The sequence below is a fragment of the Streptomyces sp. NPDC058665 genome, from assembly GCF_042714995.1.
Classification (GTDB): Bacteria; Actinomycetota; Actinomycetes; order Streptomycetales; family Streptomycetaceae; genus Streptomyces.
Genome location: NZ_JBHXRX010000062.1, coordinates 1 through 25,289 on the forward strand (window position 1 = coordinate 1; position 25,289 = coordinate 25,289).

The window sequence follows — 25,289 nt, forward strand, 5'->3', positions numbered from 1 at the left end:
TGTCGGAGTCGTGCGAGTACGTCCAGTACGAGCACGATCCTCCGCCTTGCGATGCACCGCACCAGACGCCGCGGGCCCCGCCTTGCAGGCGGACGGCGCTACTTCGACGACACGGCCCAGGACACCCGGGGTGGGCGCGCTCCCCGGCGACGCGCCCACCCCGGGCCGGTCCCCGAACTACCGCCCCGGCTGCCAGTCCGGTCGGCGGCCGCTCAGGCCGATCACCCGGTCGAGCAGTGGCGCGCCGTCCGGGAGGCGGACCGGAGGGCCGAACAGGCCCTCGGGTCCGTCGCCCGACTCCGCGCTCGCCGCCGCCGGTTCGAGGAAGGAGAGCGTCGCCTCCAGGCTCGCCCGGTCGACCTCGTACGCCTGGCCGGTGCTGCGCGCCAGATCCCAGCCGTGCACCACCAGCTCGTTCAGCGCGACGACCCCCGCGACCTCGCCCGGCAGATCCACCCCGCCGGCCCGGGTGAAGCCCTGCCAGGCGTCGGGCGACCGCCAGACCTCGACGAGCCCGTCCATCTGTGTGAGCAGCGCGGCCCGCCAGCCGTCCGGCAGTTGGGGCAGCGCCTCGCTCGGCGACGAGTCGGTCGTCACCCCCAGCTCCTTCTTGCCGGCGTCCCGGAAGGCGAGGGTCAGCCCGACCAGATGCGCGAGCAGTTCACGCACGCTGTACTCCGGGCAGGGCGTGGGCGACGCGAGATGCTTCTCGTCAATTCCGTCGAGCAGCCCGGCGATGCTGCGACAGACGGGTCCGTGGTCGGGAAATCGTGTATCGGTAGGGGTGTCCATGTGGGGTAGACCCCACCGCCGACCAGAACTCATCGGGGGATTCGGGTGCGGGGTGTGCGGTACGACCAACGGGTGCTGGCCCTGGTCGAGGTCAGAGGGCGGCAGCGCGACTGGGACCAGGCGGAGCGGGAGTTCGAGCAACGAGGGTGGCCCCTGGTCGACAGTTCCGTACGGGGCGAGGGGATATCCGCCGGCGTACTGCGCCCGGTGCCGGGCTCGCGGCTCTATGTCGTGGAGGTCCGGCTGTTCGGCGCGCGCAACCGAAGGACCGAGCGCGCGGCGGCCTGGCGCGTGGAGCGGCTGGCGAAGGCCGCGCGGCTGGAGATGCACGTACGCCGTTGCGAACTGGTCGAGCGGGACCGTGAGGAGCTGACCGAGTGGCTGGTCCACACGGTCACCCATCGCCCCGCACCCGCCCCGGCGCCCCGCCCGCTCACCGTCCCCGGGCGGCTCCGCCGGCGGCTGACCCTGGCGCGCGCCCGGTACAGGGAGCGGCGAGGGCGCTACGACACCGGCATGCTCGTCACCGGTACGGCTTCGGAGGCCAGACGGCTGTCCCGGATGACCCTGCCGGGCGGCGGCGCCCCCGCGGGCACCGGCTCCGACGTACGCGCGCTGCACGGGAAGGAGCGCGCCCACATCGTGCCGCGCCGCGAGGAGGACCGGCAGCGCTGGACGTACAGGCTCTTCGCCTGGCTGGCGGCGATGGCGTTCTGCGCGGTGGTCGCGAGGCAGCAGTCGGGCTTCCGCACCTGGCTGTGGGTGGTGTTCGCCGCCGTGTGCTTCGTGGTGGCCCTGCGCGTCGGCAGCCTGATGTTCCAGTCCGGCGGACGCGCGCTCGGTGTCTTCGCCACCTTTCTGGCGTCGGGCTTCCTTCTCGTGCTCGCACTCGCCCCCATCGGGCCGGGCGGCGAAGGCTGGACCCCGTTGCAGATGCTGGCGTTCGCGGCGGTGCTGGTCACCATCACCGGCATCTGGCTGCTGGTGCGCCAGTGGACCTGGGGCGAGTGGCTGGCCTGGGCGGCGCCGGTGACGCTCACGCTCGTCGCGTCGTTCACCGTGGCGTCAGGATCGGTGCTGCACGCGATCTACGCGACGGAACTGGGCCTGAAGCGGGGGGACTTGGACGTCCCCGGCATCTGGCAGACCGCCTCCGCGCTGAAGCTGCTGAGCTTCCTGAGCGTGGCGTTGGTCGTGCCGGCCCTCTGGGGGATGGCCAAGCACGTCCACGCCACCTTTCTGCGTCCCGGCGAGCAGTTGAACGCCCCGCTGTACGTGGCCGCGCAACTCCTGGTGGCCGCTCAGGTGAGCCTGCTGGCACTGGAGTCGGCCGGCGCGGCGGTCGACGAGGTGAAGTCGGCGGCGGCGCAGCGGACGCGCCCACCGTCGTACTTCGGCGTCGAACCGGCCTGGACCTGCGTCGAACCGACCGTCCCCAAGGCCGAGTTGAACGTCCAGGACGGCGAACTCGACCCGGCCCGCCCTCTTCTGTCGTTCGGTGTCACCGGGGGAGAGGCGGCCCTGTGGAACGAGGGCACCGAAGCGGCCTTCAAAGTCCCCGCCTCCCAGGTCCGCCTGCTGCCCGCCGAGCACGCGGGGGCGACGTGCGCGTTCCCCGCCGCGGCGTGGAAGGCGGGCACCAAGTGAGATCGGGGGCGTCGGCCCTTCACGCGTCGATCGAGACATCGTGCTTGCGCAGATACCGCCGTATCCGCAGGTCCGAGACGTAGCCGCCCAGGAACACCAGGGGGCCGAGGGCGAGGCCGCCGACGAGGACCGCGATATGGCCGATGCCGTTCGTGAACGTCCAGATGTTCACCCCGACACCCAGGGCGGCCAGTACGACCCCGTAGATCATCCGCCCCCGCGCATGGTTGAGATCCGATCTGATCTCCACCCGCAGGGCAGGTGTCATCGGGCGCGGGCCGTTCGGGCCTTCGTTCGCCCACCGCTTCATGCGTCCCCCCCCCAGTGAGTGATGGCGGGGGGACGATACCCCGTGAAGGTGTCGTGAAGACGCGGCTCAGCCCCGCAGTTGTTCGTACGCCGGCAGGGTCAGGAAGTCCTCGTACGTCTCGTCCAGCGCCACTGTCAGCAGCAGGTCGTGGGCCTGCTGCCACTTGCCCGTGGTGAACGCCTCCTCGCCGATCTCCGCGCGGATCGCCGCCAGTTCCGCCGAGGCGATCTCGCGGGCCAGCCCGGCGGTGGCCGTCTCCCCGTTCTCGAAGACGACTCCCGCGTTGATCCACTGCCAGATCTGGGAGCGGGAGATCTCCGCCGTCGCCGCGTCCTCCATCAGGTTGAAGATGGCGACCGCGCCGAGGCCACGGAGCCACGCCTCGATGTAGCGGATGCCGACCTGGACCGCGCCCACCAGACCCTGGTAGGTGGGCCTGGCATCGAGGGAGTCGATCGCGATCAGCTCGGCCGCGGTCACCGACACGTCCTCGCGCAGGCGGTCCTTCTGGTGGGGGCGTTCGCCGAGGACCGCGTCGAAGGAGGCCATCGCGATCGGGACCAGGTCGGGATGGGCGACCCAGGAGCCGTCGAAGCCGTCCGCCGCCTCGCGGTCCTTGTCGTCCTTGACCTTGGCGAAGGCGACCTTGTTGACCTCGGGGTCCCGCCGGGAGGGGATGAAGGCCGCCATGCCGCCGATGGCATGGGCGCCGCGCCTGTGGCAGGTGCGGACGAGGAGTTCGGTGTACGCGCGCATGAACGGAGCCGTCATCGTGACCGCGTTGCGGTCCGGCAGCACGAACTTGGCTCCCCCGTCACGGAAGTTCTTGACGATCGAGAAGAGGTAGTCCCAGCGGCCGGCGTTCAACCCGGAGGCGTGGTCCCGGAGTTCGTACAGGATCTCGTCCATCTCGTACGCCGCGGTGATGGTCTCGATCAGTACGGTCGCGCGGACGGTGCCCTGCGGGATTCCCACGTACTCCTGCGCGAAGACGAACACGTCGTTCCACAGCCGTGCTTCGAGGTACGACTCGGTCTTCGGGAGATAGAAGTACGGGCCCTTGCCCAGCTCGATCAGACGCTGGGCGTTGTGGAAGAAGTAGAGCCCGAAGTCGACCAGCGCGCCGGGGACCGCGCGGTCCCCGAGGCGCAGGTGGCGCTCGTCCAGGTGCCAGCCGCGCGGGCGGGTGACGACCGTCGCGAGTTCGCCGGCGGCCTTCAGCGCGTACGACTTACCGGCCACCGGGTCGGTGAAGTCGACCTTCCGCGCGTAGGCGTCCATCAGATTGAGCTGGCCGGTGATGACGTTCTCCCACGTGGGAGCGGAGGCGTCCTCGAAGTCCGCGAGCCAGATCTTCGCGCCGGAGTTCAGCGCGTTGACCGTCATCTTGCGGTCGGTGGGCCCGGTGATCTCCACCCGGCGGTCCTCCAGCGCGGCCGGGGCCGGCGCGACCCGCCAGGAGTCGTCCTCCCGTACGGCCGCCGTCTCCGGCGGGAAGTCCAGCGTCGACGTACGGGCGATCTCCGCGCGCCGCTCACCCCTGCGGATCAGGAGCTCGTCACGGCGGGGGGTGAACCTGCGGTGCAACTCGGCCACGAAGGCGAGAGCCGCGTCGGTGAGGACCTCGTCCTGCCGGGGCAGGGTGTCGGCATCGACGACGGCCAGTGGGGACGGCGCTGCTGCGGACATGAGCTGTCACTCCTTCGACGGGGCTTCCGGCGACCGCCGGATCACCGTGGGGGCACTGGGTGCCGGGGCTCCGGGCCGGGTCACGGGCGCCTTCCGGGGGGTCGGGCGCTTCTGGCCTGTGGATACTAGTTTCCTCATGGTGGAAGTTCAATGGTTTGTTGATGTCGAGATTCTCCGGGGCGAGAGACCGTGGCGCTCAGTGTCACCGTCCTTGCTCAAGGTGCGTCAGATCCTCCTCCGTGTCGATGTCGTACGCGTCCGCGACATCCCCGCACTCGACGAGAACGACGTCCCGCGCACGGTCTCTCAGATACCCGCGTGCCCCCTGATCGCCCGTCGCACCCGCCGCGATCCCGGCCCAGTGGTCCGCGCCGAGCAGCACCGGATGCCCGCGCTCGCCTCCGTAGGAGGCCGAGGCGAGCGTGCCCGGGGAGCGGTACGCGGCCCGGACCCGTGCCACGGCCGCCGGACCGATGCCCGGCTGGTCGACCAGCATCAGCAGGGCCGCGCGGTGCGTGGCGGCTTCCGTCAGCGAGGCGAGTCCGGCCCGCAGGGACGAGCCCATGCCGCCGGCCCACCGACGGTTGTCGACCAGTACGCAGTCCGGCAGTTGGGCGCGGACCCGTACCTCGCCGGCGGCGGCGCCGAGCACCACGTACACCTGCTCGCAGCCGCCCTCCCGCAGCGACCGCACGGCGTGCTCCACCAGCGGACGCCCCCGGAACGGCAGCAGCGCCTTCGGCCGGCCGCCCAGCCGCCGGCCCCCGCCGGCCGCGAGCAGGAGCCCCGCGACCGGCGACTCTCCGTGATCGTTCTTTTCCATAGGTTCTCCTTACCTCACCTGGCCTTTCGCGCTCCGCAGCCCCCGTCCCTTCCGTCCGTGTCGGACGGCGCGTCAGAACGTTGTCGGGCGCTCACCTGGCGATACGTCACTTCAACAAGTTGAATCCTGTTCATTCGGTGGCGGAAGGCCTCCCGGGTGGCGTTTACTGTGCGGCGTCTCACGGCGCCAGGCGTGTCAACAGGGAGGCGCCGGAGGGGCGGGCATCATGCCGAAGGCACAAGCACGATGGCGTGCGAGGGGGAGAACTTTGTTGCGGAGCGTGGGGCATACGCGAGTGACAGAGCAGGGTGAGGATCCCCGGCTGACCGGGCTGCGGTTCGCCGTGGCGCGACTGAGACGGGAACTCGCCGCGTATCCGAGTGAGTTCAGAGACAGGGGAATCGCGGAGGAAGAACTTGCCGCGATGGCCGCGATGGTGGCGGGAGGCGATCCGGAGATCCGGCGGATGCGCCGCTCGCTGCTGCTGATCGTCGGTTCGATCGGCTCGGTGAGCGCTCTGGCGCCCACCCTGATGGATGTCAGGAAGGCGGTAGACCTCTTCGGAGAGTTAGGGCACTGAGAACCACCGGTGCCATCAGCACGACCCGCATGACCTGCATGACCAGCACCACCGTATGACGCGCCGCCGCCCACCCGGTCTTTCAGGTATCGGGTACCGGATCAGAGGCGCCTGAGCGCCGTACGCCCCAGGGGATTGGGGCGTACGGCAGCCAGGTCCTGTCCGGTGGATCCCCGGCTTCCGGGCGGGCGGCAGAGGGCTCAGGACTGCTGGTGGGCCGCCGCCGTGCTCGCCAGGACCTCGGACAGGTCCCGCGCCACTTCCTGGAGTATTGGCACGATCCGCTCGGTGGCCGTCTCCGTGACGCGTCCGGCCGGACCCGAGATCGAAATCGCCGCCGGGGTGGGGGAGTTGGGCACCGGAACCGCCAGGCAGCGGACCCCCATCTCCTGCTCGTTGTCGTCCACCGCGTAACCGGCCGCGCGAACGGCCTCCAGCGCGTCGAGGAAGCCGTCGGGCGTCGTGATCGTCTTCTCCGTGGCCGCGGGCATACCCGTACGCGCGAGCAGCGCCCGTACCTCATCGGCCGACGTGTGCGCGAGCAGCGCCTTGCCCACGCCCGTGGAGTGGGGGAGCACGCGCCGGCCGACCTCGGTGAACATCCGCATCGAGTGCTTGGACGGCACCTGCGCGACATATACGATCTCGTCGCCGTCGAGCAGCGCCATGTTCGCCGTCTCGCCGGTCTCCTCGACCAGCCGCGCCAGATACGGCCGCGCCCAGGTGCCGAGCAGCCGCGACGCCGACTCGCCCAGCCGGATGAGGCGCGGGCCGAGCGCGTACCGGCGGTTCGCCTGCTGGCGTACGTAACCGCAGGCCACGAGCGTACGCATCAGCCGGTGAATGGTCGGCAGGGGCAGACCGCTGCTGGCCGACAGCTCGCTCAGGCCGACCTCGCCCCCCGCGTCCGCCATCCGCTCCAGCAGATCGAAGGCGCGCTCCAGGGACTGGACGCCGCCGCTCGCGGAGGCGGGCTTGGCAGCGTCGGTGGCGCTGGCGGCGCTGGACGTCGGCACAACAACGGTCCTCTCGGGGCGTCGGGACGGGTGGGGCGAGTCAGCAGTTTACCGGGCGCCCAGGCGGGCGACCGGTGTCCTGATCAGCGGGCCGATCCACGTCTTCGCCGGTCAGAGGGTGCCTGTCCGGGTGTCGTCCGTCACCTGGAGTGATCGGTCCGTACGGTAGGCGGTGGAGCGGTCTTCTGTCTTGCGAAATTCGATTTTCACTCTGTGGAAACACCTCAGTGTAGTGCAGCGGGCACCGCCGCGGGCGGAGTGGCCTTGACGGACCGGCGGTCGGGCATGAAGACTCCTTCAACAGTTCGTTGAATTTCCTGGATTCCCCCTGGACCCGACGGAGAAGTGAGGGTGGCGCCGATGACCGGCCCGGACCGGAACGTGGACCTGGTGCTGCGCTCGACGCGCGTCGTCACCCCCGAGGGCACCCGCCCCGCGTCGGTCGCCGTCGCCGCCGGCACGATCACCGCCGTGCTCCCCCACGACCTGTCCGGCGAGCCCCCGCCGGGCGCCCGGCTGGAGGACGTCGGCGACGACGTCGTACTGCCCGGCCTCGTCGACACCCATGTGCATGTGAACGACCCCGGCCGCGCCGAGTGGGAGGGCTTCTGGACCGCCACGCGCGCGGCGGCGTCCGGCGGCATCACCACCCTGATCGACATGCCGCTCAACTCCCTGCCGCCGACCACCACGACGGCCCACCTCCGGATCAAGCGCGAGGTCGCGGGCCGCAAGGCGCACATCGACGTCGGCTTCTGGGGCGGCGCGCTGCCCGACAACGTCAAGGACCTCAAGTCGCTTCACGAGGCGGGGGTGTTCGGCTTCAAGGCGTTCCTGTCGCCGTCCGGCGTCGAGGAGTTCCCCGAACTGGACGCCGCACAGCTCGGCCGTTCGCTCGCCGAGATCGCCGGCTTCGGCGGGCTGCTCATCGTGCACGCCGAGGACCCGCGCGAACTGTCCGCAGCGCCGCAGCGCGCCGGCGCGAAGTACGCCGACTTCCTCGCCTCCCGCCCCCGCGACGCCGAAATCGCCGCGATAGAGGGGCTGATCGCGGCGGCGCGCGGGCTCGACGCCCGGGTCCATGTCCTGCACCTGTCGTCCGCCGACGCGCTGCCGCTGATCGCCGCTGCCAGGCGGGACGGCGTACGGCTGACCGTCGAGACCTGCCCCCACTTCCTCACCCTCACCGCCGAGGAAGTCCCGGACGGCGCCACCGAGTTCAAATGCTGCCCGCCCATCCGCGAGGCCGCGAACCAGGACGCCCTCTGGCGGGGGCTGGCCGACGGGACGATCGACTGCGTCGTGTCCGACCACTCGCCCTCCACCACCGACCTCAAGACCTCAGACTTCGCGACCGCGTGGGGCGGTATCTCCTCCCTCCAGCTCGGCCTGCCCGCGGTGTGGACCGAGGCCCGCCGGCGCGGTCACTCGCTCGACGACGTGGCCCGCTGGATGTCGGCGGCCCCCGCCGCGCTGGCCGGGCTGGACAGGAAAGGCGCCATCGAGGCGGGGCGTGACGCCGACTTCGCGGTGCTCGCGCCCGACGACTCGTTCACCGTGGACCCCGCCGCGCTCCAGCACCGCAACCGTGTCACCGCGTACGCGGGCAGGACGCTGTACGGCGTCGTCAGGTCGACCTGGCTGCGCGGCCGGCGGATCGTCGCCGACGGAGCCATCGCCGAGCCCTCGGGCCGACTGCTCGAAAGGACCAACTGACCGTGCCCACAAGCCCGCTGCCCCCGACCTCGACCCCGACCACCCCGTCCACTGCCCAGACGCCGCCCGAAGCCGCCTTCACCGGTGACGCAGCGCCGTACGGCGGCGGCGACCCGTACGCGGACTACCGCTCCGCCGACCACCCCTTCACCCACCTTGTCGACCTGGCCGACCGCAGGCTCGGCGCCGGGGTCGTCGCGGCCAACGACGAGTTCTTCGCCGAGCGCGAGAATCTGCTCAAGCCCGGCCCCGCCGAGTTCGATCCGGAGCGTTTCGGGCACAAGGGCAAGATCATGGACGGCTGGGAGACCCGTCGCAGACGCGGCGCCTCCGCCGACCGGCCGCACCCCGCCGACGAGGACCACGACTGGGCTCTCGTACGGCTCGGTGCCCCTGGTGTCGTACGCGGAATCGTTGTCGACACGGCGCACTTCCGGGGCAACTACCCGCGGGCCGTCTCCGTCGAAGCGACGTCGCTGCCCGGCTCGCCGTCCCCGGCCGAGCTGCTGGCCGACGGTGTGAACTGGACAACTCTCGTGCCGCGTACGGCCGTTGGCGGACACGCTGCCAACGGCTTCGCCGTCCGTGCCGAGCGGCGCTTCACCCATCTGCGGGTGAACCAGCATCCCGACGGCGGCATCGCGCGACTGCGGGTGTACGGCGATGTCGCGCCCGACCCGGTGTGGCTGGCCGCCCTCGGTACGTTCGACCTCGCCGCCCTGGAGAACGGCGGCCGGGTCGAGGACGCATCCGACCGCTTCTACTCACCCGCCACCAACACCATCCAGCCGGGCCGCTCACGCCAGATGGACGACGGCTGGGAGACGCGCCGGCGCCGCGACCGGGGCAACGACTGGATCCGCTACGAGCTGGCCGAGCGGTCCGAGATCCGCGCCGTCGAGATCGACACGGCGTATCTGAAGGGCAACTCGGCGGGCTGGGCGGCCCTTTCGGTACGCGACGGTGAGCCCGGAGCCGGGGCGCGGGACGGGGAGTGGACCGAGGTCCTGCCCCGCACCCGCCTCCAGCCCGACACCAACCACCGCTTCGTCCTCGACCGTCCCGTGACGGCCCGTCAGGTCCGGATCGACATCTTCCCGGACGGCGGCATCTCCCGACTGCGCCTCTTCGGCTCGCTCACCGAGGAGGGCGCCACCCGACTGGCCGCCCGCCACCGCGAGTTGAACGGCTGACGGCCTCCGCCTACGCGGCGTGCCCGCCGTCCACCGCGAACTCGGCGCCCGTGACATACGCCGCCTCGTCACTCGCCAGGAACGCCACCATCGACGCCACCTCGTCGGCGGACCCGTACCGGCCGAGCGCCGTCATCGCGCTCTGACCCGCCGCGTACGCGCCGTCGGCCGGGTTCATGTCGGTGTCCGTCGGGCCCGGGTGGGCGATGTTCGCGGTGATGCCCCGCTCGCCCAACTCCCGTGCCACCGCCTTCGTCAGCCCGATCAGCGCGGACTTGCTCGTCGCGTAGGCCTGGCCAACTTCAGTGTCTTCTGCAGCCACGTCACCATCGTCCCGCCGCTCAAGGCCATCCTGGAGTCGCCGGACCTGGGGCTGGACGGATTCCTCGGCCCCGGGCACGTGTCCACCGTCGTCGGCAACCGGCCCTACCGCTTCGTGCCCGAGGTGTACGGAAAGCCGATCGTGGTCGCCGGCTTCGAACCTCTGGACATCCTCACCTCCGTCGCCATGCTGCTGCGGCAGATCCGCGAGGGCCGCTGCGAGGTGGAGAACCAGTACGGCCGCGTCGTACGCGAAGAGGGCAATCCGGCCGCGCCGGCCCTGATGTCCGAGGTGTTCCGGCTCCGGCCGCACTTCGAGTGGCGCGGCCTCGGCTTCATCTCCCAGAGCGCGCTGCGGCTGAGGCGTCTGTCCACAGGGTCGGTTTCCTGTGCCGGGCGAGGAGTTCGGCGAAGAACTGCGCGAGGAACTGCTCGCCGCCCGGATCGCTCGCCCTCGCGATCTGCGCGGTCAGAGACGGGACTTGCCCACCCGCGTCGGTGACAGCCCAATGCCTGTTCGCGTACCGGCTCGGCGGGTCAGTCCGGGTAGGCGATCAGGGTCTGGGTGAGGGCGGCCCGGATGTCGGTGGAGTAGTGGTGCTCCTCGTCGGAGGCGAAGCGGGCGCAGTCGCCTTCCTCCAGACGGTGGGTGTGCTCGCCGACGACCAGGTTCACCGTGCCGCGCAGTACCACCACGTACTCGGTGGAGCCGGCTCCGTGGGTACTGCGGTGGCTGCGGGCGTGCGGCGGCAGGGCGGAGCGGTACATCTCGAACCTGGCCCGCTCGTGGGAGGAGAAGAGCAGCTGCACCATGGTCTCGTCGGCCGGGCCGGGGCCGAAGTCGGCGCTCCGGGCGATCTCCGGCACGGTCAGACGGGCCCGCAGTATCTCGTCGACGGGTGAGTCCAAGGCGTGCGCGATCCGGGCGAGCACTTCGACGGACGGGTTGGCGACGGCGCGTTCGATCTGGGAGATCAGGGCCTTGCTGGTGCCGGTGCGGGCGGACAGCTCGCGCACGCTCCAGCCCCTGGTCAGCCGCAGCCGCTTGACGTTGGCGGCCAGCGTGCCGCGCGGCCCCGCGGCCACGGTGTCCGGCACCGCCCGTTCCGGGCCGTTCGTCGTACTGTCCACGCTGCCGCTCCCCTGTGTTTCCGCGTCGTGCCCTGCCGCGACGGGTGACGCCGCGGCAGGAAGGGTATCCGGTCCACTCATCCCTCCGTCCTCCGCAATGTGCCGGAGTCGCCGGGCAGGGCCGACGATCCCGGGAGCGCGGCGAGCAGTTGGCGGGTGTAAGGGGCCTCGGGGTGGTCCAGCACCCGGTCGGTGCGGCCGCGCTCCACGATGCGTCCGCGGTGCATCACATACAGCCGGTCGGTGGCCTGCCTGGCGACGGCCAGGTCGTGGGTGACCAGCAGCAGGGACAGGCCCAGTTCCTGGCGCAGCCGGGCCAGCAGCGTGAGGATCTGCGCCTGGACGGAGACATCCAGGGCGGAGACGGACTCGTCGCACACCAGCAGCCTCGGGCGTACGGCCAGGGCCCTGGCGATGGCGACGCGCTGCCGCTCGCCGCCGGAGAGCGCGGCGGGCCGGCGTGCGGCGTAGGCGGCGGGCAGACCGACGGACTCCAGCAGCTCTTCGGCCGTCGCCACCGGCGTCGTGGTGCTGTCTCCGCGCCGCTGGGCGGCGGGCGAGGCCGCGGCCTCGCGGAGCGCGGAGCCGACGGTGTGGACGGGGTTGAGGGAGGAGTAGGGGTCCTGGAAGACGATCTGCACGGCGGAGGCGAGGGCGAGGCGGCTTCCTCGGGCCGGGCGGCCCGGGGCGAGCAGCAGTGGCTCGGTGTCACGGCTTCCGGTGTCCTCCCCGGCAGCGTCCGGAGCGATGATGATCCGGCCGCCGTCGAGCTGTTCCAGGCCGGTCACCAGCCGGGCCAGAGTCGACTTGCCGGAGCCGGACTCGCCGACCAGGCCCACGGCGCCGCCCTCGGGAACTTCCAGGTCGACGCCGTGCAGAACCTCGTGCGCGCCGTACGACTTGCGGGCGCCGCGCACCTGGAGCAGGGGACGGGCCGTCCGGTCGGGGACGGTGACAGTCGCGGTCCGGCGGGTCGCGGCGGCGACGTCCGCGGCGACAGCGGGCATCCGCCGGCAGGCGGTCAGCCGCCCACCGGGTCCGGTGCTGTCGCCGACGGGGTGCGGGACGGGCTCCGCGGTACGGCATTCCGCCTCGGCCCAGGCGCAGCGGGCGGCGAAGGGGCAACCCGTGGCGGGCCCCGCCGGGCCGGCGGCGGGGCGGGTGGTGGGCAGCGTCTCGTAGCGTTCGCGTACCGATGGCTCGGCGGCCAGCAGCGCGGCCGTGTAGGGGTGGGCGGGGCCGGTTTCGATGTCCTTGGCGGGGCCGGACTCCAGCATGGTGCCTGCGTACATCACATACAGCCGGTCGCAGGCCGAGAAGGCGACCCGTAGATCGTGGGTGATGAGCAGCAGTCCCATGCCGCGGGCCTGCTGGAGTCGGCGGATGAGGGCCAGCACCTCGTCCTGGTGGTGGGCATCGACGGCGGTGGTGGGCTCGTCGGCGATGAGCAGGCGCGGACCGGGGGCGAGCGCCGCGGCGAGGGCGGCGCGCTGGCGCATGCCGCCGGAGAGCTCGTGCGGGTAGCGGTCGGCGGTCCCGGGCGCCAGGCCGACCTCGGCGAGCCGTTCGGTGACGGCGAGGGCCGCGCCGCGGCGGCTGGTGCCGGGCGCGCCGACCCGGATGCCGTCGGCGATCTGCCGGCCGCAGCTGCGGAGCGGGTGGAGCATGGTGAACGGGTCCTGCATCAGCAGGGACACGGTGCGTCCGCGGTGGCCTTCGGGTGCCCTGCCGAAGAGGCCGCCGGGGCGGGCGGACCGGACGTCGATGATCTCCCGGCCGCCCGCGACGACGCTGCCGAAGGCGCGTACGGTGCCGGGCAGCAGCGCGGCGGCGGCGCGGGCGGTGAGCGACTTGCCGCTGCCGGACTCGCCGACGATGCCGACGCTTTCACCGGGGTGTATGTCCAGGTCCAGGCCGTGTACGAGCGGGCGGGGCGGCACGGAGGTGGTCTCCAGCCGCAGGGCCCGGACCGCCAGCAGCGGCCCGGAGGGCGCCGGCTGCGGCGCGGTGGCGGTCACCGGGTCCTCGCCCGCAGGTCGAGGGCGTCCTGGGCACGGTCGCCGAGGAGGTTGACGGCGGTCGCGGCGGTGACGACCAGCAGGGCGGGCAGCAGGGTGGCCGCCGGGTTGTCGTACATCAGTGTCTGGTTCTCCGAGAGCATCCGGCCCCAGTCGGCCGCGCCCGGGGGCACGCCGATGCCGAGGAAGGAGAGCGAGCTGAGGGCCACCAGCGCGAAGCTGAAGTTGACCAGGGCGTTGGCGAGGGCCTGCGGCAGGACGTTGGGCCAGATGTGCCCGAGCAGGATGCGGCGGCGGCTGAGGCCGAGGGCCTCGGCGGCCTCCACGTACGGCAGGTGCCGCTGGGCGAGTACGGCGGAGCGGACCAGCCGGGTGTCGGTGGGACTGGAGAGCACGGCCAGTACGAGGACGGCGGCCGGGTAGCCGCCGCCGAGCACGCCGACGACGACCACCGTGACCAGCAGGGCGGGCAGCGACAGCACCAGGTCGGCCCAGCGTCCCACCAGGGCGTCCGCCCAGCCGCCCCGGTAGCCCGCCCACAGGCCGAGCAGGTTGCCGAGCGCCATGGAGCCGACGGCGATCAGAGTCGGTCCGAGCAGGGCGCTGCGGGTGCCGACCACCGCGGTCTGCAGGATGTCGCGGCCGAGGTCGTCGGTGCCCAGAGGGTGGCCGGCGCTGGGCCCGCTGACGCCGAGCAGCAGGTCCTGCCGCGCCCAGTGCGGGAAGACCAGCCCGCCCAGGGCGGCGGCGGCGACCAGCACGGCGAGGACGGCCAGACAGACGCCGCCCAGCAGTCCTGGCCGGGGCAGCCGGCGGCGTCTGGCGGCGCCGTCCGGGGCGGGCCGGACGGGAACGGCCGGGCCGCTGTCCGCGGCGGGTTCGGCTGGGATGGTCATCGGGTGCCTCCGGTCCGGATGCGCGGGTCGATGAGCGGGGTGAGCAGGTCCACCACGAGGTTGACGGTGATGACCGCGGCGGCGGCCAGCAGGGCGACGGCCTGCACTACTGGCACGTCCTTGTAGGTCACTGAGCCCACCAGCAGTCGCCCCAGTCCCGGCAGCGCGAAGGTCGCCTCGACCAGGACCGTTCCGGCGACCAGGTACGCCAGTACCAGGCCCGCGCCGGTCGCGATGGGCAGCAGCGCGCCGCGCAGCACATGCCGCAGCAGTACCTCGCGCGGCGGCACGCCCCGGGCGAGTGCGAAGGCGGTGTGGTCGGCGTCGAGCTCGCGGAGCACCGCCGCGCGGGTCAGCTTGAGCAGTAGCCCGGTCACCGACACCGCCAGGGTGAGGCAGGGCAGCACGAGATGGCGCAGCCGGTCGATGGTGTCCCCGTCCCCGGCGCCGAAGGCGGGCAGCCAGTCGGCGCGCAGCGAGAAGAGGTGGACCAGCAGCAGCCCGGAGGCGAAGGCGGGCGCGCTCAGGCCGACCACCCCGAGGCCCTGGACGATCCGGTCGGTGGCGCGGCCGCGCCGCAGTGCGGCCAGCGTCCCGAAGGGAACCCCGGCGAGGAGCGCCAGGACGAAACCGCCGAGGGCCAGTTGCAGGGTCAGGCCGACGCGATCTCCGACGGCCTGGGTGACCGGCGCCCCGGTACGGACGGACACGCCGAGGTCACCGTGGAGGGCGGCGGCGAGCCAGTGCCAGTACTGGACGAGGAACGGATCGTCGAGGTGGTGGGCGGAGCGGACCGTGGCCAACGCCTGTGGGGTGGCCGAGCGGGTGCCGAGCAGGGTACGGGCCAGGTCGCCGGGGGCCAGGGCGAGCAGGGCGAAGACGGCGAGGGAGACGACCAGCAGCAGCGCGACGGCCGCCGCGAGCCGGCGGGCGGCGTAGGCGGCGAGCGGATGGCCGGCCCGGCGGGCGGGGCCCGGCGACGGTGCGGCAGAGGTCTGCGGGGACTGCCCGGCGGTGGGGGGCGTCGTCGTCATGAGGTGCCGCCCGTGGTGTCGGGGTCCGGTACGAGGTGGCGGTCCAGCCAGTCGGCGGTCCGGGCGCAGGCGTCGAGCAGATGATCGGGTTCGGTGAACTCGTGGCCCTCGCGCGGGTAGAGGACCAGCTCCACGTCGCGGTGCCCGGCGAGGAGCCGGGCCCGGTAGAGGGCACGGGCCTGCTCGACGGGGGTCACCCGGTCGGCGCAGCCGTGCAGGATCAGCGTCGGCGTCGGGGCCGGGTCGCGTTCACGGGCGGGGGAGGGGGTGGCGGCGGGGGTGTCCGGCCCGTCGGTGTGGCCGCCGACGGTGATGCGGTAGGCGTCGTCGTAGCCGCCGCCGATGGCGCTGGTGACGGCGAAGGAGGGCCAGTCGGTGGGCGCGGAGACGACCACGGCCGCCGCGAAGAGACCGCCGCGCGCTGCGGCGAGGGCGGCGAGGAAGCCGCCGTAGCTGTGCCCGAGGACGGCGATCCGGCCGGGTGCGGCCAGACCTCGGTCCAGCAGGGCGCGGGCCCCGCCGAAGACCTCGTCCAGGTCGGCGCCGCCGAGGTCGCCGACCACGGCGCGGGCGTGCCCCTGCCCGCGGCCCGCGCTGCCCCGGGGGTTGGGCAGCAGCACTCGGTAGCCGGCCCGAGCCAGCGCCAGCGGCAGGCCCAGCACGTCGCCGGGGGCGAAGCCGGCGGACCACATCCACGCCGGGCCGCCGTGCAGCAGGACGGCGGCGGGCGCCGGGCCGGCGAGGTCGGCGCGGTGCAGCAGCAGGCCCGTGACCCGGCTGCCGTCCGATGCCTGCCAGCTGACCGGTTCGGTGGTGATGCCCTCGTCCAGCACCTGCTGTCCGGCGTTGAACGCGGTCACCGGAGCCCAGAAGGGCTCTGGCCGCGGGGTGGCGTCCGGTTCCGGGACGGGGTGAGGGGCCGGGGCGGGGCCGGCGGCACGCAGGGGCTCCTCGGCGGCCGCGCCGACGTCGGCGGTGACCGCCTCGGGCGGGGTCCCGGGGGCGTGCAGTACGGAGGCGGCGACCCGGCCGGCCGCGCAGGTGCGGATCTGCGGCCGGTACCCGGCACCGCTGAGGGTGGCCTCGCCGTGCCACAGCTCCTCGTGGTGCACCTCGTCGGCGCCCAGCCGCAGCCGGCCCACTCGTGAGCCGGTGCCGTCCCAGCCCGCGTACCACAGGGTGCGCGGGCCGCTCCAGTGCAGCGAGGTGATGTCGTCGAGCGGAGGCACCGGCACCGGGGCGCCGGTGGCCAGGTCGGTGAGCCGGAGCAGGCCGGAGACGATCGACAGGCCCTCGGCCCAGGCGGCGTAGCGGCCGTCGGGGGAGAGCGCCGGATGGTCCGGCTGGATGCCGGGGTCGGACGGGGACAGCTCGCGCACCGAGCCGGCGGCGAGGTCCAGCAGGACCACCCGGGCCCGGTAGAACCCGGCCGGCCAGGCGTCCTGGGAGACCACGGCGAGGGCGTGGCGCCCGCCGTTCCAGTGCGCCGCCCATACGGTGAGTCCGGTGGGACCGACCGGCTCGGCCGGCCGCCCGGCGGTCAGGGAGATCCGCCACAGCCGGCGTATCCCTGTCCCGGGACGCTGCACGGCTGGGTCGGCCGGGCCGGCCGACCCCTCGACGGGCAGGCCGAGGTTCATGCCGTCGCGGTCCGCGCCGGGCTCCGCGACCCGCAGCAGGGCGGCGGTCCCGTCGGCGGCGACCAGGACGTCCTCGATCTCGCCGGGGAAGCGGTCCAGGATCCGCGCCGGGTTGCCGCCGACAGCGGTAGCGGTGGCGAGGGCCAGGGCGCTGCCGCGCTCATCGCCGTCCTCCTGAACCACCAGCAGCCGGCGGGAGTCCGGTAGCCAGCGCGGCAGCCGGCGGGCGGCGGAACCGCCGCCCGCCAGCGGCGCACAGCCGCCGCCGGACGCGAGGTGGACGTCCGCCCGGGGCGGCCCGTCCGGTCCGGGAGGGACGGCGGAGACCGCCGTCGTCCGGCCGTCGGGCGACGGCTGGGCCTCGATGACCTGGGTGAGGTCCATCAGCCGGCGTCGGGCAGCGACCACGGCCGCGGAGGCGGTGCTCACGAGCCGGCCGGGTACAGGCGGGTGGCCCAGGGGCCGATGAAGAAGAAGGTGCCGAAGTCCTTCACACCGACCCTGGAGCTCAGCGCGGTGGCGCTCTGGCCCCACCACAGCGAGTGGTAGGGCAGGTCGGCGCCCGCCCGTTGGAGGGCGTCGGCCAGGGCCTTGCCCCGGGCGGCGGGGGAGACGGAGGCCCGTTCCTCGGTGATGTCCTCTTGCACGGCCTGGTTGCGGTAGTGCGCGATGTTGGTGGATCCGATGGCGGCGGAGTCCAGGTAGGGCTCCACCAGTTCGGCCGGGTCGCCGGTGGTGGGGTAGTACCAGAGGAAGTGCAGTCCGCGGTCGGGCTCGCTCAGCTCGGAGATCCACTTCTCCAGGGGGACCTCCTTGACGTCCAGGGTGATCCCCAGCGGCATCAGAGCCTCCTTCAGAGCCAGGGCGGCGCGGCCCAACTGAGATCCGCTCGCGGGGTAGTGCAGCTCCTCGGTGAAGCCGTCCTTGGCGGTGGAGGAGGCGAGCAGGGTGCGGGCCCGGTCGATGTCGTACCCGTATTGCGGGACGGCCGCGTAGGCCTGCCTGACCTCGGCGTCGGTCAGCAGCCCGGTCCACTGCCCCCGGGTGACCAGGGCCGAGGCGACCTCGCCCTTGCCGCGCAGGATGGAGCGGACATAGCCCTGGCGGTCGGTGGCGTGGGCGACGGCCTGCCGTACCTTCGGGTCGTTCCAGGGGGCCTTGGAACTGTTGAAGGCGAGCGCCACCACCGAGTGGTCCGAGGCGTAGTGCACCTTGGTGTCCTTGATCCGCTCCCACTGCGAGGCCCGGTCCGCGGGGAGGTTGACCGCGCCGTCCAGTTCGCCGGAGCGCATCGCCAGCAGCCGCGTGTTGTCGTCGGCGACGAAGGTCAGCCGGAGCTTCTTCACCCGGACATGCCCGCCCCACCACTTCTCGTTGCGCTCGAACTCGACATGGTCGTCGGGGGCGAAGGAGGTCACCTTGAACGGCCCGGTGCCCATCAGCAGCGCGGACGCCGTGCCCAGCTTGCCCTTGTGCCGGGCGGCGTAGGCCTTGCTGCCGATCAGCAGGGTGCTGGGGGTGGGCGTCCACTGGAACATCGCGTACGGCTTCTTGAGCCGGATGGTCACCTGGTGGGAGCCGGTGGCACGCACGGACTTCACGGTGGAGTAGGCGTAGGCGAGCTGGGAGGCGTTGGCGGAGTCGAGGTGGTATTCGACAGAGTCCACGACATCGGCGGCGGTGAGCGGTGTGCCGTCCCAGAAGGTGACGTTCTGACGCAGTTCGTAGACGTAGGTGAGCGGGTCCGGGTGGGTCCAGGAGGTGGCCAGGCCGGCTCCGAGGGCACCGTCCGGGCTGACCGACAGCAGTGACTCCTGGGCCAGCAGTACGGCGATGTAGTTGAGGATGCCGGCCTCGTGGGTGACGTCCAGGGTGGACAGCGAGCCGGGGAGAGCGATGGTGAGCTGCTCGATGTCGCCGCCCGCGTCCACCGGCGCGGAGCCGGCGGCCTTGGTGTTGTCGTCGGCCGGGGTGGCGGAGGAGCAGGCGGTGAGCAGGGCGCCGAGGGGGACCGCGGCGGCACCGAGCCCGAGCAGTCCGAGGACGCCACGGCGGCCGGCGCCCGGGGTCAGGGGATCCGTGACGGTGTTTCCGGAGGCCGGTGCGGCGGCACTGGAACGGTTGGTGCCTGAGTCCATGGCACTGCTCCTTGCTCGGGACTGGGGTACGGCAGAGAACGTGATGTCTTCTACTCGTTCCCGTTTGGGCAGGAACAGTACGCACGGTCGGCCTGTGGGGCAACGGGCGTTCCACCCCTCGGGACGAGGCCGCCCCCGGCCGGCCGATGTGGCCCCAGCCGTGCGGGGCAGGGCGCCCACGTCCAGGGCCGTGCGTGGGGCGCGCGTCTACGAGCCGGCTCGTGAACGGACTTGCTTCGGTAGCCGGGTGAGAATGAGCGGCACCGTGGACGCCGGGTCGGCCTCCGGCGGCCCAGGGCGGTCGCGTACCGCGTTGTTGTCGCCGCCCAGCCGCGCCCAGGCGCCGCGCTGGGAGGCTGCGGAGCCAGATGATTGCGCCGCGTAGGTGCAGTCCGGCTTGGTAGCTTTCGGGTGTCTTGTCGTGACGGGTAGCCAGTCCCCGCCACTCCTTGAGCTTGTCGATGGCGCGCTCCACGGTGTTGCGGACTTTGTAGAGCGTGGTGTCGTGGTTGACCGGGCCGCCTCCGGCCGACCCCTTCTTCTGGCGGTTGGCCGCCTGGTCGGCCTTCTCCGGGATCACCGCCTTGATCTTCCGTCTGCGCAGGTGGGCGCGGTTGGCTCGGGAGGAGTGGGCCTTGTCCCCGGCGACAGCGTCGGGCCGTGAGCGGGGCCGGCCGACCGGGCCACGCACCCTGATCTTGCGCAGGACCGGGATGAACTGCGGGCTGTCCGCGGCCTGCCCGGGGGTGAGGATGGTCGGCAGCGGTCGGCAGCGGTCGGCAGCGGTCGGCAGCGGTCGGCAGCGGTCGGCGGCGGTCCGCAGCGACGCTCGACCGCAAGATGGATCGTGGACGTCAGCCCGCCCCGGGAGCGCCCCGGCTTCGCGGCCTTCAGCCGGGCCTTGTGCCGACGACGCACCGCACGGCGGCGTTCCCGCTCCGCCTTCTCCTCGCCTCCGTCCGTCCCGCGTGTCACATCGTCTTGTCGACTCGCCGCAGCCCCTTTTCCGCGGCCAGGACCTTCTCCGGATCGGCAGGCAACTCGGGATCGACCACCATCCCGGCCGCGTGATGGTGTGCCCGACCGACCGCGGAGTCCACGCTGACCAGGCTGAGATCGACATCGCCGCGGGCCGCCGCCTCGGCGGTCATCACGTCCATGAGCGTGTGGAAGATCCCGTCGGCGGCCCACATCCGGAACCGGTCGTAGACCGTCGACCAGGAGCCGTAGTGGCCGGGTATGTCCCGCCACGGGCTGCCGGTCCTGAACCTCCACATCACCGCGTTGAAGTGGCTACGCAGGTCAGGGATGGGCCCGAAGGCGCCCAGTGGCAGGTGCGGCTCGATCAACTCCCACTCGGCATCGGTCGGATCACCACGCGTCATGACACCGGTTCCAACCGATCCGCGGACCCGCTGAAGGGGAGACAGCGAAACCGTGACCCCGACTCAGAACAGGCCCAAAGTCGATGAACCCGCGACTTTGGTAGCCGCTCGCCGCCCGCGACCGGCGCCCCACGCACCACCTGCATAGATTGGTCGTATGACGCGTACGGAATACCCCTGGCTGCTGCCCTCGGCCATGGCGGGGTCCCTCGACCCCGAGCGGGCGGCCAAGCGGGGCGGACGGCGGCCCCGGCGTACCGTGCGCGACTGGGCCGTGGACCTGATGATCTTCTTCTTCGCCGTCTTCATCGGTCTGGTCGCACTGGACGCGTCCGAGAAGGCCGGCAACGGCGAGCTGGTCATCATGGCCGACCTGCTGAGCGGTCTGGCGGCCTGCGGCACACTCTGGGTGCGGCGGCGCTGGCCGGTGGCCCTGGCCGTCGGCCTCAACCTCGCGCAGATCGTGGCACCGGCGGCGAGCGGCGCCGCCCTCGTGGCGCTCTTCAGCCTTGCCGTCCACCGGCCGTTCAGACCCGTGGCCTATGTCGCGGCCCTGTCCCTCGCGGCGATGACCGCCCAGGCGTATCTGCGGCCCGACCCGACGGTCACCCATTTCGTCGCGGTCATCCTCGGAGCGCTCCTCACGCTGCTCGCGGTCGCCTGGGGCATGCTCGTACGGTCCCGTCGGCGACTCGTCCTGGCTCTGCGTGAGCGCGCCGTACGGGCCGAGAACGAGGCCGCGCTCCGGGCCGAGCAGGCACAGCGCCTGGCCCGCGAGGCCATCGCCCGCGAGATGCACGACGTGCTGGCGCACCGGCTGACGCTGCTCAGCGTCCACGCGGGCGCCCTGGAGTTCCGGCCCGACGCGCCGGCTCCCGAAGTGGCCAGAGCCGCGGGCGTGATCCGCGACAGCGCACACGAGGCGCTCCAGGACCTGCGCATGATCATCGGCGTGCTGCGCGCTCCCGGCGAGGACGGCGAGCGCCCGCAGCCCACCCTCGTGACGCTGGACGCCCTGGTCGCCGAGTCCCGCGAGGCCGGGATGAAGGTCACCATCGACAGTGCCGTCGACGACCCGGCGGCCGTACCCACCGCCACCGGCCGCACCGCCTACCGCATCGCCCAGGAGGGCCTGACCAACGCGCGCAAGCACGCGCCAGGCACCGGCACGACCGTCCTGGTCAGCGGCGGCCCGGGGGACGGAATCACCGTAGAGGTACGCAACGAGGCGCCGAACGGCCCCGTTCCGGAGGTACCGGGATCCGGCCAGGGGCTGATCGGACTGACCGAACGCGCGACCCTGGCCGGCGGCCGGTTCGAGCACGGTCCGACGAATGACGGGGGTTTCGCCGTCCGCGCCTGGCTACCGTGGTCCGCATGACCACCACGACCATCCGGCTGCTCATCGTCGACGACGATCCACTCGTACGCGCGGGACTGACGTTCATGCTCGGGGGTGCGGACGGCATCGAGATCGTGGGAGAGGCGTCCGACGGCGCCGAGGTCGACGCACTCGTCCGCGAACTCGCCCCCGACGTCGTCCTCATGGACATCCGGATGCCGGCCATGGACGGCCTCACCGCCACCGAACTCCTGCGGGCGCGCGCCGGAGCGCCCGAAGTCCTCGTCCTGACCACGTTCCACGCCGATGAGCAGGTGCTCAGGGCGCTGCGCGCGGGCGCCGCCGGGTTCGTCCTGAAGGACACGCCGCCGGCCGAGATCGTCGCGGCGGTACGGCAGGTGGCGGCGGGTGAGCCCGTGCTCTCCCCGGCCGTCACCCGGCAGTTGATGACCCATGTCGCGGGGACGCCCACCCCCGTACGCAAGGACACGGCGACCGGCCGGCTGGCCCGGCTCGGGGCGCGCGAGCGGGAGGTGGCGCTCGCTGTGGGGCGCGGCAGCTCGAACGCGGAGATCGCGGCGGAGCTGTTCATGAGCCTGCCGACGGTCAAGGCGCACGTGTCCCGCGTCCTGGCCAAGCTGGACCTCAACAACCGTGTCCAGATCGCCCTGTTGGTGCACGACGCGGATCTGGTGACGAAGGGCGGGGAGGACACGTAGCGGTCGTCGGGCGGTCATCAAGCGGTCATGGCCGGCCGGGGGAGCGCGCGGGCGGCCACGCGCGGCCAGGTCGGCGGCGCACGCCGGGGCGACGTAACCTGACGCGATGACTGTCGTCGATCTGGGCGCGTACGGGCCCGACTTCACCGCCGATCCGTACCCGTACTACGCGAAACTGCGCGAGTCGGGACCGGTCCACCAGATCCGTACGCCCTACGGCGACCGGCTCTGGCTGATCGTCGGGCACCGGGAGGCGCGCGCCGCGCTCGCCGACCCGCGGCTCTCCAAGTCCCCGGCCACGGTGGGCGGCAGCATGCTCGACGAGCGCGTCATCGGCCCGACCCTGCTGGTCGTCGACCCGCCGGACCACACCCGCCTGCGCAAGCTCGTCGCCCGTGAGTTCACCGCCCACCGGGTCGCCGGTTTACGGGAGCGGATCCAGCGGCTCACCGACGAACTGATCGACACCATGCTTCCCGCGGGCCACGGCGACCTGGTCGAGTCGCTGTCGTATCCGCTGCCGATTACCGTCATCTGCGAACTGCTCGGTGTGCCGGCCGCGGACCGTGACGTCTTCCGCGCCTGGTCCACGGAGATCGTGGCGCCCGCCGGCGCCGCCAGCGAGTACACGGCCGTGCATGAACTGGGCGCCTACTTCGACGAGTTGATCGAGGACAAGCGCTGCGACGGCCCCTCGGGCGATCTGCTCTCCGCCCTGCTGCGGACCCGCGCCGAGGACGGCGACCGGCTCTCCGCCGCCGAACTGCGCGCGATGGCCTTCCTGTTGCTGATCGCCGGTCACGAGACGACGGTCAACCTCATCACCAACGGCATCCGGGCCCTGCTCAGCCACCCCGGTCAACTGGCCGCTCTGCGTGATGACTTCGGGCTGCTCGACGGCGCGATCGAGGAGATGCTGCGCTACGACGGGCCGGTCCTGAACGGCACCGCCCGCTTCACCAGCGAACCGGTGACCGTCGGTGACACGGTCATCCCCGCGTACCAGGCGGTGCTGGTCGGCCTCGGCGCCGCCGGCCGCGATCCCGCGCGCTACCCGGACCCGGACCGTTTCGACATCCGGCGTACGGCGACGGCCACCGCGACCGGCGCCAAGGGCCAGAACCACGGCCATCTGGCTTTCGGGCACGGCATCCACCACTGCCTCGGCGCGCCGCTCGCGCGCCTGGAGGCCAGGATCGCGGTCCGTACCCTCCTCGAACGCTGCCCCGGCCTGACCCTCGACCCGGACACGGGGCCGCTGGACTGGCTGCCCGGAATGCTGATCCGCGGGGTGCGGAGTCTGCCGGTGCGGTGGTAGGGATAGGGCCTGTCGTGCGGATCAGGCCCTGAAGGCGCGGGGTGCCGCGCGGGTACGTTCCGGAGGAGTCTGACCATGCGGGAGTTCGACATTGTCCTGGCGCGGAAGGTGCTGGAGGGCCAGCCGTTCAGCAGCCTGCTCGGCACCAGGATCATGGTCTTCGGAGACGGCGAGGCGGAGCTGGAGCTGGACATCCGCAAGGACCTCCAGCAGCAGAACGGCTATCTGCACGGCGGAGTCCTGGCATACGCCGCCGACAACGGCATCACGTTCGCGGCGGGCACGGTGCTCGGCCCCGCCGTGCTGACGGCCGGCTTCTCCATCCAGTACATGCGCCCCGGCACCGGGACCAAGCTGGTCGCCCGCGCCTCGGTCGTGCACGCGGGACGCAGACAGGCCACGGTGCGCTGCGACCTGTTCACGGTGGCCGAGGACGGCACGGAGACGCTGTGCGCGGTGGCGCAGGGCACGGTGCTGCCGGTGCGGAAGCCCGCCTGAGCCGAAGATCCGCCGGACAGGACCTAACGCCCGCCCGGGATCTCCTCCAGCCGCACCGGCCGGTGTTCGAGCCGCGACAGCTCGCACGCCTCCGCGATCCGCAGCGCGTGCAGCGCCTCGTGCCCGTCGCATGGGTTCGCCAGCTCACCGCCCACGACCCGGACGAAGGCGTCCAGCTCCGCCTCGTACGCCGGCGCGAACCGCTCCAGGAAGCCCGGCCACGGGTTGTCGCAGCGCGGCGGACCCTTCGGCTCGGTCGAGGTGATCGGCGTACGGTCGTCGAGGCCGACCGCGAACTGGTCCTGCTCACCGGCCAGTTCCATCCGTACGTCGTACCCCGCGCCGTTGCAGCGGGTGGCCGTGGCGGTGGCGAGGGTCCCGTCGTCCAGGGTGAGGACAGCGGCGGCCGTGTCGATGTCCCCGGCCTCGCGGAACATCGAGGGACCGGCGTCCGAACCGGTCGCGTACACCTCCACCACCTCGCGCCCGGTGACCCAGCGCATGATGTCGAAGTCATGGACCAGACAGTCCCGGTAGAGCCCGCCGGACAGCGGCAGATACTCCGGGGCCGGCGGCGCGGGGTCGGAGGTGATGGCCCGGACGGTGTGCAGCCGGCCCAGCGCCCCGGACCGTACGAGATCGCGGGCCGCGCCGTAACCGGCGTCGAAGCGGCGCATGAAGCCCAGTTGCAGGACGGTGCCCGCGGCGTCGACGTCGGTCAGGGCGCCCAGCGTGCCCTTGAGGTCCAGTGCGATCGGCTTCTCGCAGAAGGCGGGCAGTCCGGCCCGCGCCGCGCGGCTGATCAGGTCGGCGTGGGCCGAGGTGGCGGAGGCGATGACGACGGCGTCCACGCCCCAGGAGAAGACCTCGTCCACCGAGGGGGCGGCCGTGGAGCCCGTACGGTCGGCGACGTGTGCGGCTCGGGCCGCGTCCGTGTCGGCGACGACCAGGGAGCCGACCTCGCGATGGCGGCTCAGCACCTCCGCGTGGAAGGTGCCGATACGGCCGGTGCCGATGAGTCCGATGCGCATGGCCCCCAAGGTGGCCTTCGGCCTGTCGCCATGTCAAGCGTTTGTCCTGACA

Annotated in this window: 21 protein-coding genes and 2 pseudogenes; 9 read left to right on the top strand and 14 right to left on the bottom strand. The window is 72.5% G+C overall.

Features of this window, described 5'->3' with window-relative positions; genetic code table 11:
• Positions 1-177 precede the first annotated feature (177 nt).
• On the bottom strand, positions 178-792 hold the full coding sequence (locus tag ACFWV8_RS30625) for a TIGR03086 family metal-binding protein (RefSeq protein WP_384211270.1): 615 nt from the start codon (positions 790-792) through the stop codon (positions 178-180).
• Positions 793-846: 54 nt separating this feature from the next.
• Between ACFWV8_RS30625 and ACFWV8_RS30630 the strand changes: the two genes are divergently transcribed.
• Entirely contained in the window at positions 847-2,439 is a 1,593-nt protein-coding gene (locus ACFWV8_RS30630) for an NnrS multi-domain protein (protein ID WP_384211273.1), read from the top strand.
• A 19-nt stretch (positions 2,440-2,458) separates the two neighbouring features.
• Here ACFWV8_RS30630 and ACFWV8_RS30635 read toward each other — a convergent pair whose 3' ends face one another.
• From ACFWV8_RS30635 to ACFWV8_RS30645, 3 genes are all read right to left on the bottom strand, one after another.
• The gene (locus ACFWV8_RS30635) at positions 2,459-2,749 is read right to left on the bottom strand and encodes a hypothetical protein (protein WP_384211276.1); all 291 of its coding nucleotides are present in this window, start codon (positions 2,747-2,749) and stop codon (positions 2,459-2,461) included.
• Positions 2,750-2,815: 66 nt separating this feature from the next.
• A complete protein-coding gene (gene aceB, locus ACFWV8_RS30640) occupies positions 2,816-4,438 on the bottom strand; it encodes a malate synthase A (RefSeq protein WP_384211278.1) in 1,623 nt (540 codons plus the stop codon).
• A gap of 202 nt (positions 4,439-4,640) precedes the next feature.
• A complete protein-coding gene (locus ACFWV8_RS30645) occupies positions 4,641-5,261 on the bottom strand; it encodes an NTP transferase domain-containing protein (protein ID WP_384211281.1) in 621 nt (206 codons plus the stop codon).
• A gap of 268 nt (positions 5,262-5,529) precedes the next feature.
• Here ACFWV8_RS30645 and ACFWV8_RS30650 point away from each other — a divergent pair, with 268 nt between their 5' ends.
• Positions 5,530-5,841, top strand: coding sequence for a DUF5955 family protein (locus tag ACFWV8_RS30650; protein ID WP_329379511.1), 312 nt, complete (start codon positions 5,530-5,532; stop codon positions 5,839-5,841).
• A gap of 200 nt (positions 5,842-6,041) precedes the next feature.
• Here ACFWV8_RS30650 and ACFWV8_RS30655 read toward each other — a convergent pair whose 3' ends face one another.
• Positions 6,042-6,857 (bottom strand): IclR family transcriptional regulator, encoded by an 816-nt coding sequence (locus ACFWV8_RS30655; RefSeq protein ID WP_384211284.1) that lies wholly within the window; start codon positions 6,855-6,857, stop codon positions 6,042-6,044.
• Between the two features lie 360 nt (positions 6,858-7,217).
• Between ACFWV8_RS30655 and allB the strand changes: the two genes are divergently transcribed.
• Together allB and alc are read left to right on the top strand one after the other, a co-directional pair.
• On the top strand, positions 7,218-8,573 hold the full coding sequence (allB, locus tag ACFWV8_RS30660) for an allantoinase AllB (RefSeq protein ID WP_384211287.1): 1,356 nt from the start codon (positions 7,218-7,220) through the stop codon (positions 8,571-8,573).
• Positions 8,574-8,590: 17 nt separating this feature from the next.
• Positions 8,591-9,766: an allantoicase gene (gene alc / locus ACFWV8_RS30665; protein WP_384211397.1), complete on the top strand. Its 1,176-nt coding sequence runs from the start codon at positions 8,591-8,593 to the stop codon at positions 9,764-9,766.
• A gap of 10 nt (positions 9,767-9,776) precedes the next feature.
• Here alc and ACFWV8_RS30670 read toward each other — a convergent pair.
• A pseudogene (locus ACFWV8_RS30670) lies at positions 9,777-10,064 on the bottom strand (SDR family oxidoreductase); the annotation flags it as partial.
• Between ACFWV8_RS30670 and ACFWV8_RS30675 the strand changes: the two are divergent.
• On the top strand, positions 9,966-10,589 hold the full coding sequence (locus ACFWV8_RS30675) for a hypothetical protein (protein WP_384211289.1): 624 nt from the start codon (positions 9,966-9,968) through the stop codon (positions 10,587-10,589). The pseudogene ACFWV8_RS30670 and the gene ACFWV8_RS30675 overlap by 99 nt on opposite strands.
• 35 nt (positions 10,590-10,624) lie before the next feature.
• Here ACFWV8_RS30675 and ACFWV8_RS30680 read toward each other — a convergent pair whose 3' ends face one another.
• The 7 genes and pseudogenes from ACFWV8_RS30680 to ACFWV8_RS30710 all read right to left on the bottom strand — a co-directional run.
• On the bottom strand, positions 10,625-11,218 hold the full coding sequence (locus tag ACFWV8_RS30680; RefSeq protein WP_384211292.1) for a helix-turn-helix domain-containing protein: 594 nt from the start codon (positions 11,216-11,218) through the stop codon (positions 10,625-10,627).
• 77 nt (positions 11,219-11,295) lie between these two features.
• The gene (locus ACFWV8_RS30685) at positions 11,296-13,236 is read right to left on the bottom strand and encodes an ABC transporter ATP-binding protein (RefSeq protein ID WP_384211294.1); all 1,941 of its coding nucleotides are present in this window, start codon (positions 13,234-13,236) and stop codon (positions 11,296-11,298) included.
• Complete coding sequence (locus ACFWV8_RS30690; protein ID WP_384211297.1) at positions 13,233-14,132, bottom strand: ABC transporter permease; 900 nt, start codon at positions 14,130-14,132, stop codon at positions 13,233-13,235. Before ACFWV8_RS30690 ends, ACFWV8_RS30685 begins: the two co-directional genes overlap by 4 nt.
• Positions 14,129-15,166 (bottom strand): ABC transporter permease, encoded by a 1,038-nt coding sequence (locus ACFWV8_RS30695; protein WP_384211300.1) that lies wholly within the window; start codon positions 15,164-15,166, stop codon positions 14,129-14,131. The genes ACFWV8_RS30690 and ACFWV8_RS30695 overlap by 4 nt, the downstream gene beginning before the upstream one ends.
• Entirely contained in the window at positions 15,163-17,235 is a 2,073-nt protein-coding gene (locus ACFWV8_RS30700; protein ID WP_384211400.1) for an alpha/beta fold hydrolase, read from the bottom strand. Before ACFWV8_RS30700 ends, ACFWV8_RS30695 begins: the two co-directional genes overlap by 4 nt.
• A complete protein-coding gene (locus tag ACFWV8_RS30705; protein WP_384211303.1) occupies positions 17,232-18,944 on the bottom strand; it encodes an ABC transporter substrate-binding protein in 1,713 nt (570 codons plus the stop codon). The genes ACFWV8_RS30700 and ACFWV8_RS30705 overlap by 4 nt, the downstream gene beginning before the upstream one ends.
• Before the next feature lie 352 nt (positions 18,945-19,296).
• Positions 19,297-20,329 (bottom strand): annotated as a pseudogene (locus ACFWV8_RS30710) (transposase); the annotation flags it as partial.
• A gap of 157 nt (positions 20,330-20,486) precedes the next feature.
• Between ACFWV8_RS30710 and ACFWV8_RS30715 the strand changes: the two are divergent.
• The 4 genes from ACFWV8_RS30715 (at position 20,487) to ACFWV8_RS30730 (ending at position 24,206) form a co-directional block, all read left to right on the top strand.
• Complete coding sequence (locus tag ACFWV8_RS30715; RefSeq protein WP_384211306.1) at positions 20,487-21,710, top strand: histidine kinase; 1,224 nt, start codon at positions 20,487-20,489, stop codon at positions 21,708-21,710.
• A complete protein-coding gene (locus ACFWV8_RS30720) occupies positions 21,707-22,390 on the top strand; it encodes a response regulator (protein WP_384211309.1) in 684 nt (227 codons plus the stop codon). The genes ACFWV8_RS30715 and ACFWV8_RS30720 overlap by 4 nt, the downstream gene beginning before the upstream one ends.
• Positions 22,391-22,496: 106 nt before the next feature.
• A complete protein-coding gene (locus ACFWV8_RS30725; RefSeq protein ID WP_384211315.1) occupies positions 22,497-23,708 on the top strand; it encodes a cytochrome P450 in 1,212 nt (403 codons plus the stop codon).
• 75 nt (positions 23,709-23,783) lie between these two features.
• Positions 23,784-24,206: a PaaI family thioesterase gene (locus ACFWV8_RS30730; RefSeq protein WP_384211321.1), complete on the top strand. Its 423-nt coding sequence runs from the start codon at positions 23,784-23,786 to the stop codon at positions 24,204-24,206.
• 23 nt (positions 24,207-24,229) lie between these two features.
• Here ACFWV8_RS30730 and ACFWV8_RS30735 read toward each other — a convergent pair whose 3' ends face one another.
• Entirely contained in the window at positions 24,230-25,237 is a 1,008-nt protein-coding gene (locus tag ACFWV8_RS30735; protein ID WP_384211325.1) for a Gfo/Idh/MocA family oxidoreductase, read from the bottom strand.
• Positions 25,238-25,289 lie beyond the last annotated feature (52 nt).

Coding starts and splice junctions, on each gene's coding strand:
- allB (WP_384211287.1), top strand. CDS start 7,218: ATGACCGGCCCGGACCGGAACGTGGACCTGGTGCTGCGCTCGACGCGC.
- ACFWV8_RS30720 (WP_384211309.1), top strand. CDS start 21,707: ATGACCACCACGACCATCCGGCTGCTCATCGTCGACGACGATCCACTC.
- ACFWV8_RS30645 (WP_384211281.1), bottom strand. CDS start 5,261: ATGGAAAAGAACGATCACGGAGAGTCGCCGGTCGCGGGGCTCCTGCTC.
- ACFWV8_RS30690 (WP_384211297.1), bottom strand. CDS start 14,132: ATGACCATCCCAGCCGAACCCGCCGCGGACAGCGGCCCGGCCGTTCCC.
- ACFWV8_RS30695 (WP_384211300.1), bottom strand. CDS start 15,166: ATGACGACGACGCCCCCCACCGCCGGGCAGTCCCCGCAGACCTCTGCC.
- ACFWV8_RS30730 (WP_384211321.1), top strand. CDS start 23,784: ATGCGGGAGTTCGACATTGTCCTGGCGCGGAAGGTGCTGGAGGGCCAG.
- ACFWV8_RS30625 (WP_384211270.1), bottom strand. CDS start 792: ATGGACACCCCTACCGATACACGATTTCCCGACCACGGACCCGTCTGT.
- ACFWV8_RS30705 (WP_384211303.1), bottom strand. CDS start 18,944: ATGGACTCAGGCACCAACCGTTCCAGTGCCGCCGCACCGGCCTCCGGA.
- ACFWV8_RS30715 (WP_384211306.1), top strand. CDS start 20,487: ATGACGCGTACGGAATACCCCTGGCTGCTGCCCTCGGCCATGGCGGGG.
- ACFWV8_RS30725 (WP_384211315.1), top strand. CDS start 22,497: ATGACTGTCGTCGATCTGGGCGCGTACGGGCCCGACTTCACCGCCGAT.
- ACFWV8_RS30735 (WP_384211325.1), bottom strand. CDS start 25,237: ATGCGCATCGGACTCATCGGCACCGGCCGTATCGGCACCTTCCACGCG.
- ACFWV8_RS30635 (WP_384211276.1), bottom strand. CDS start 2,749: ATGAAGCGGTGGGCGAACGAAGGCCCGAACGGCCCGCGCCCGATGACA.
- aceB (WP_384211278.1), bottom strand. CDS start 4,438: ATGTCCGCAGCAGCGCCGTCCCCACTGGCCGTCGTCGATGCCGACACC.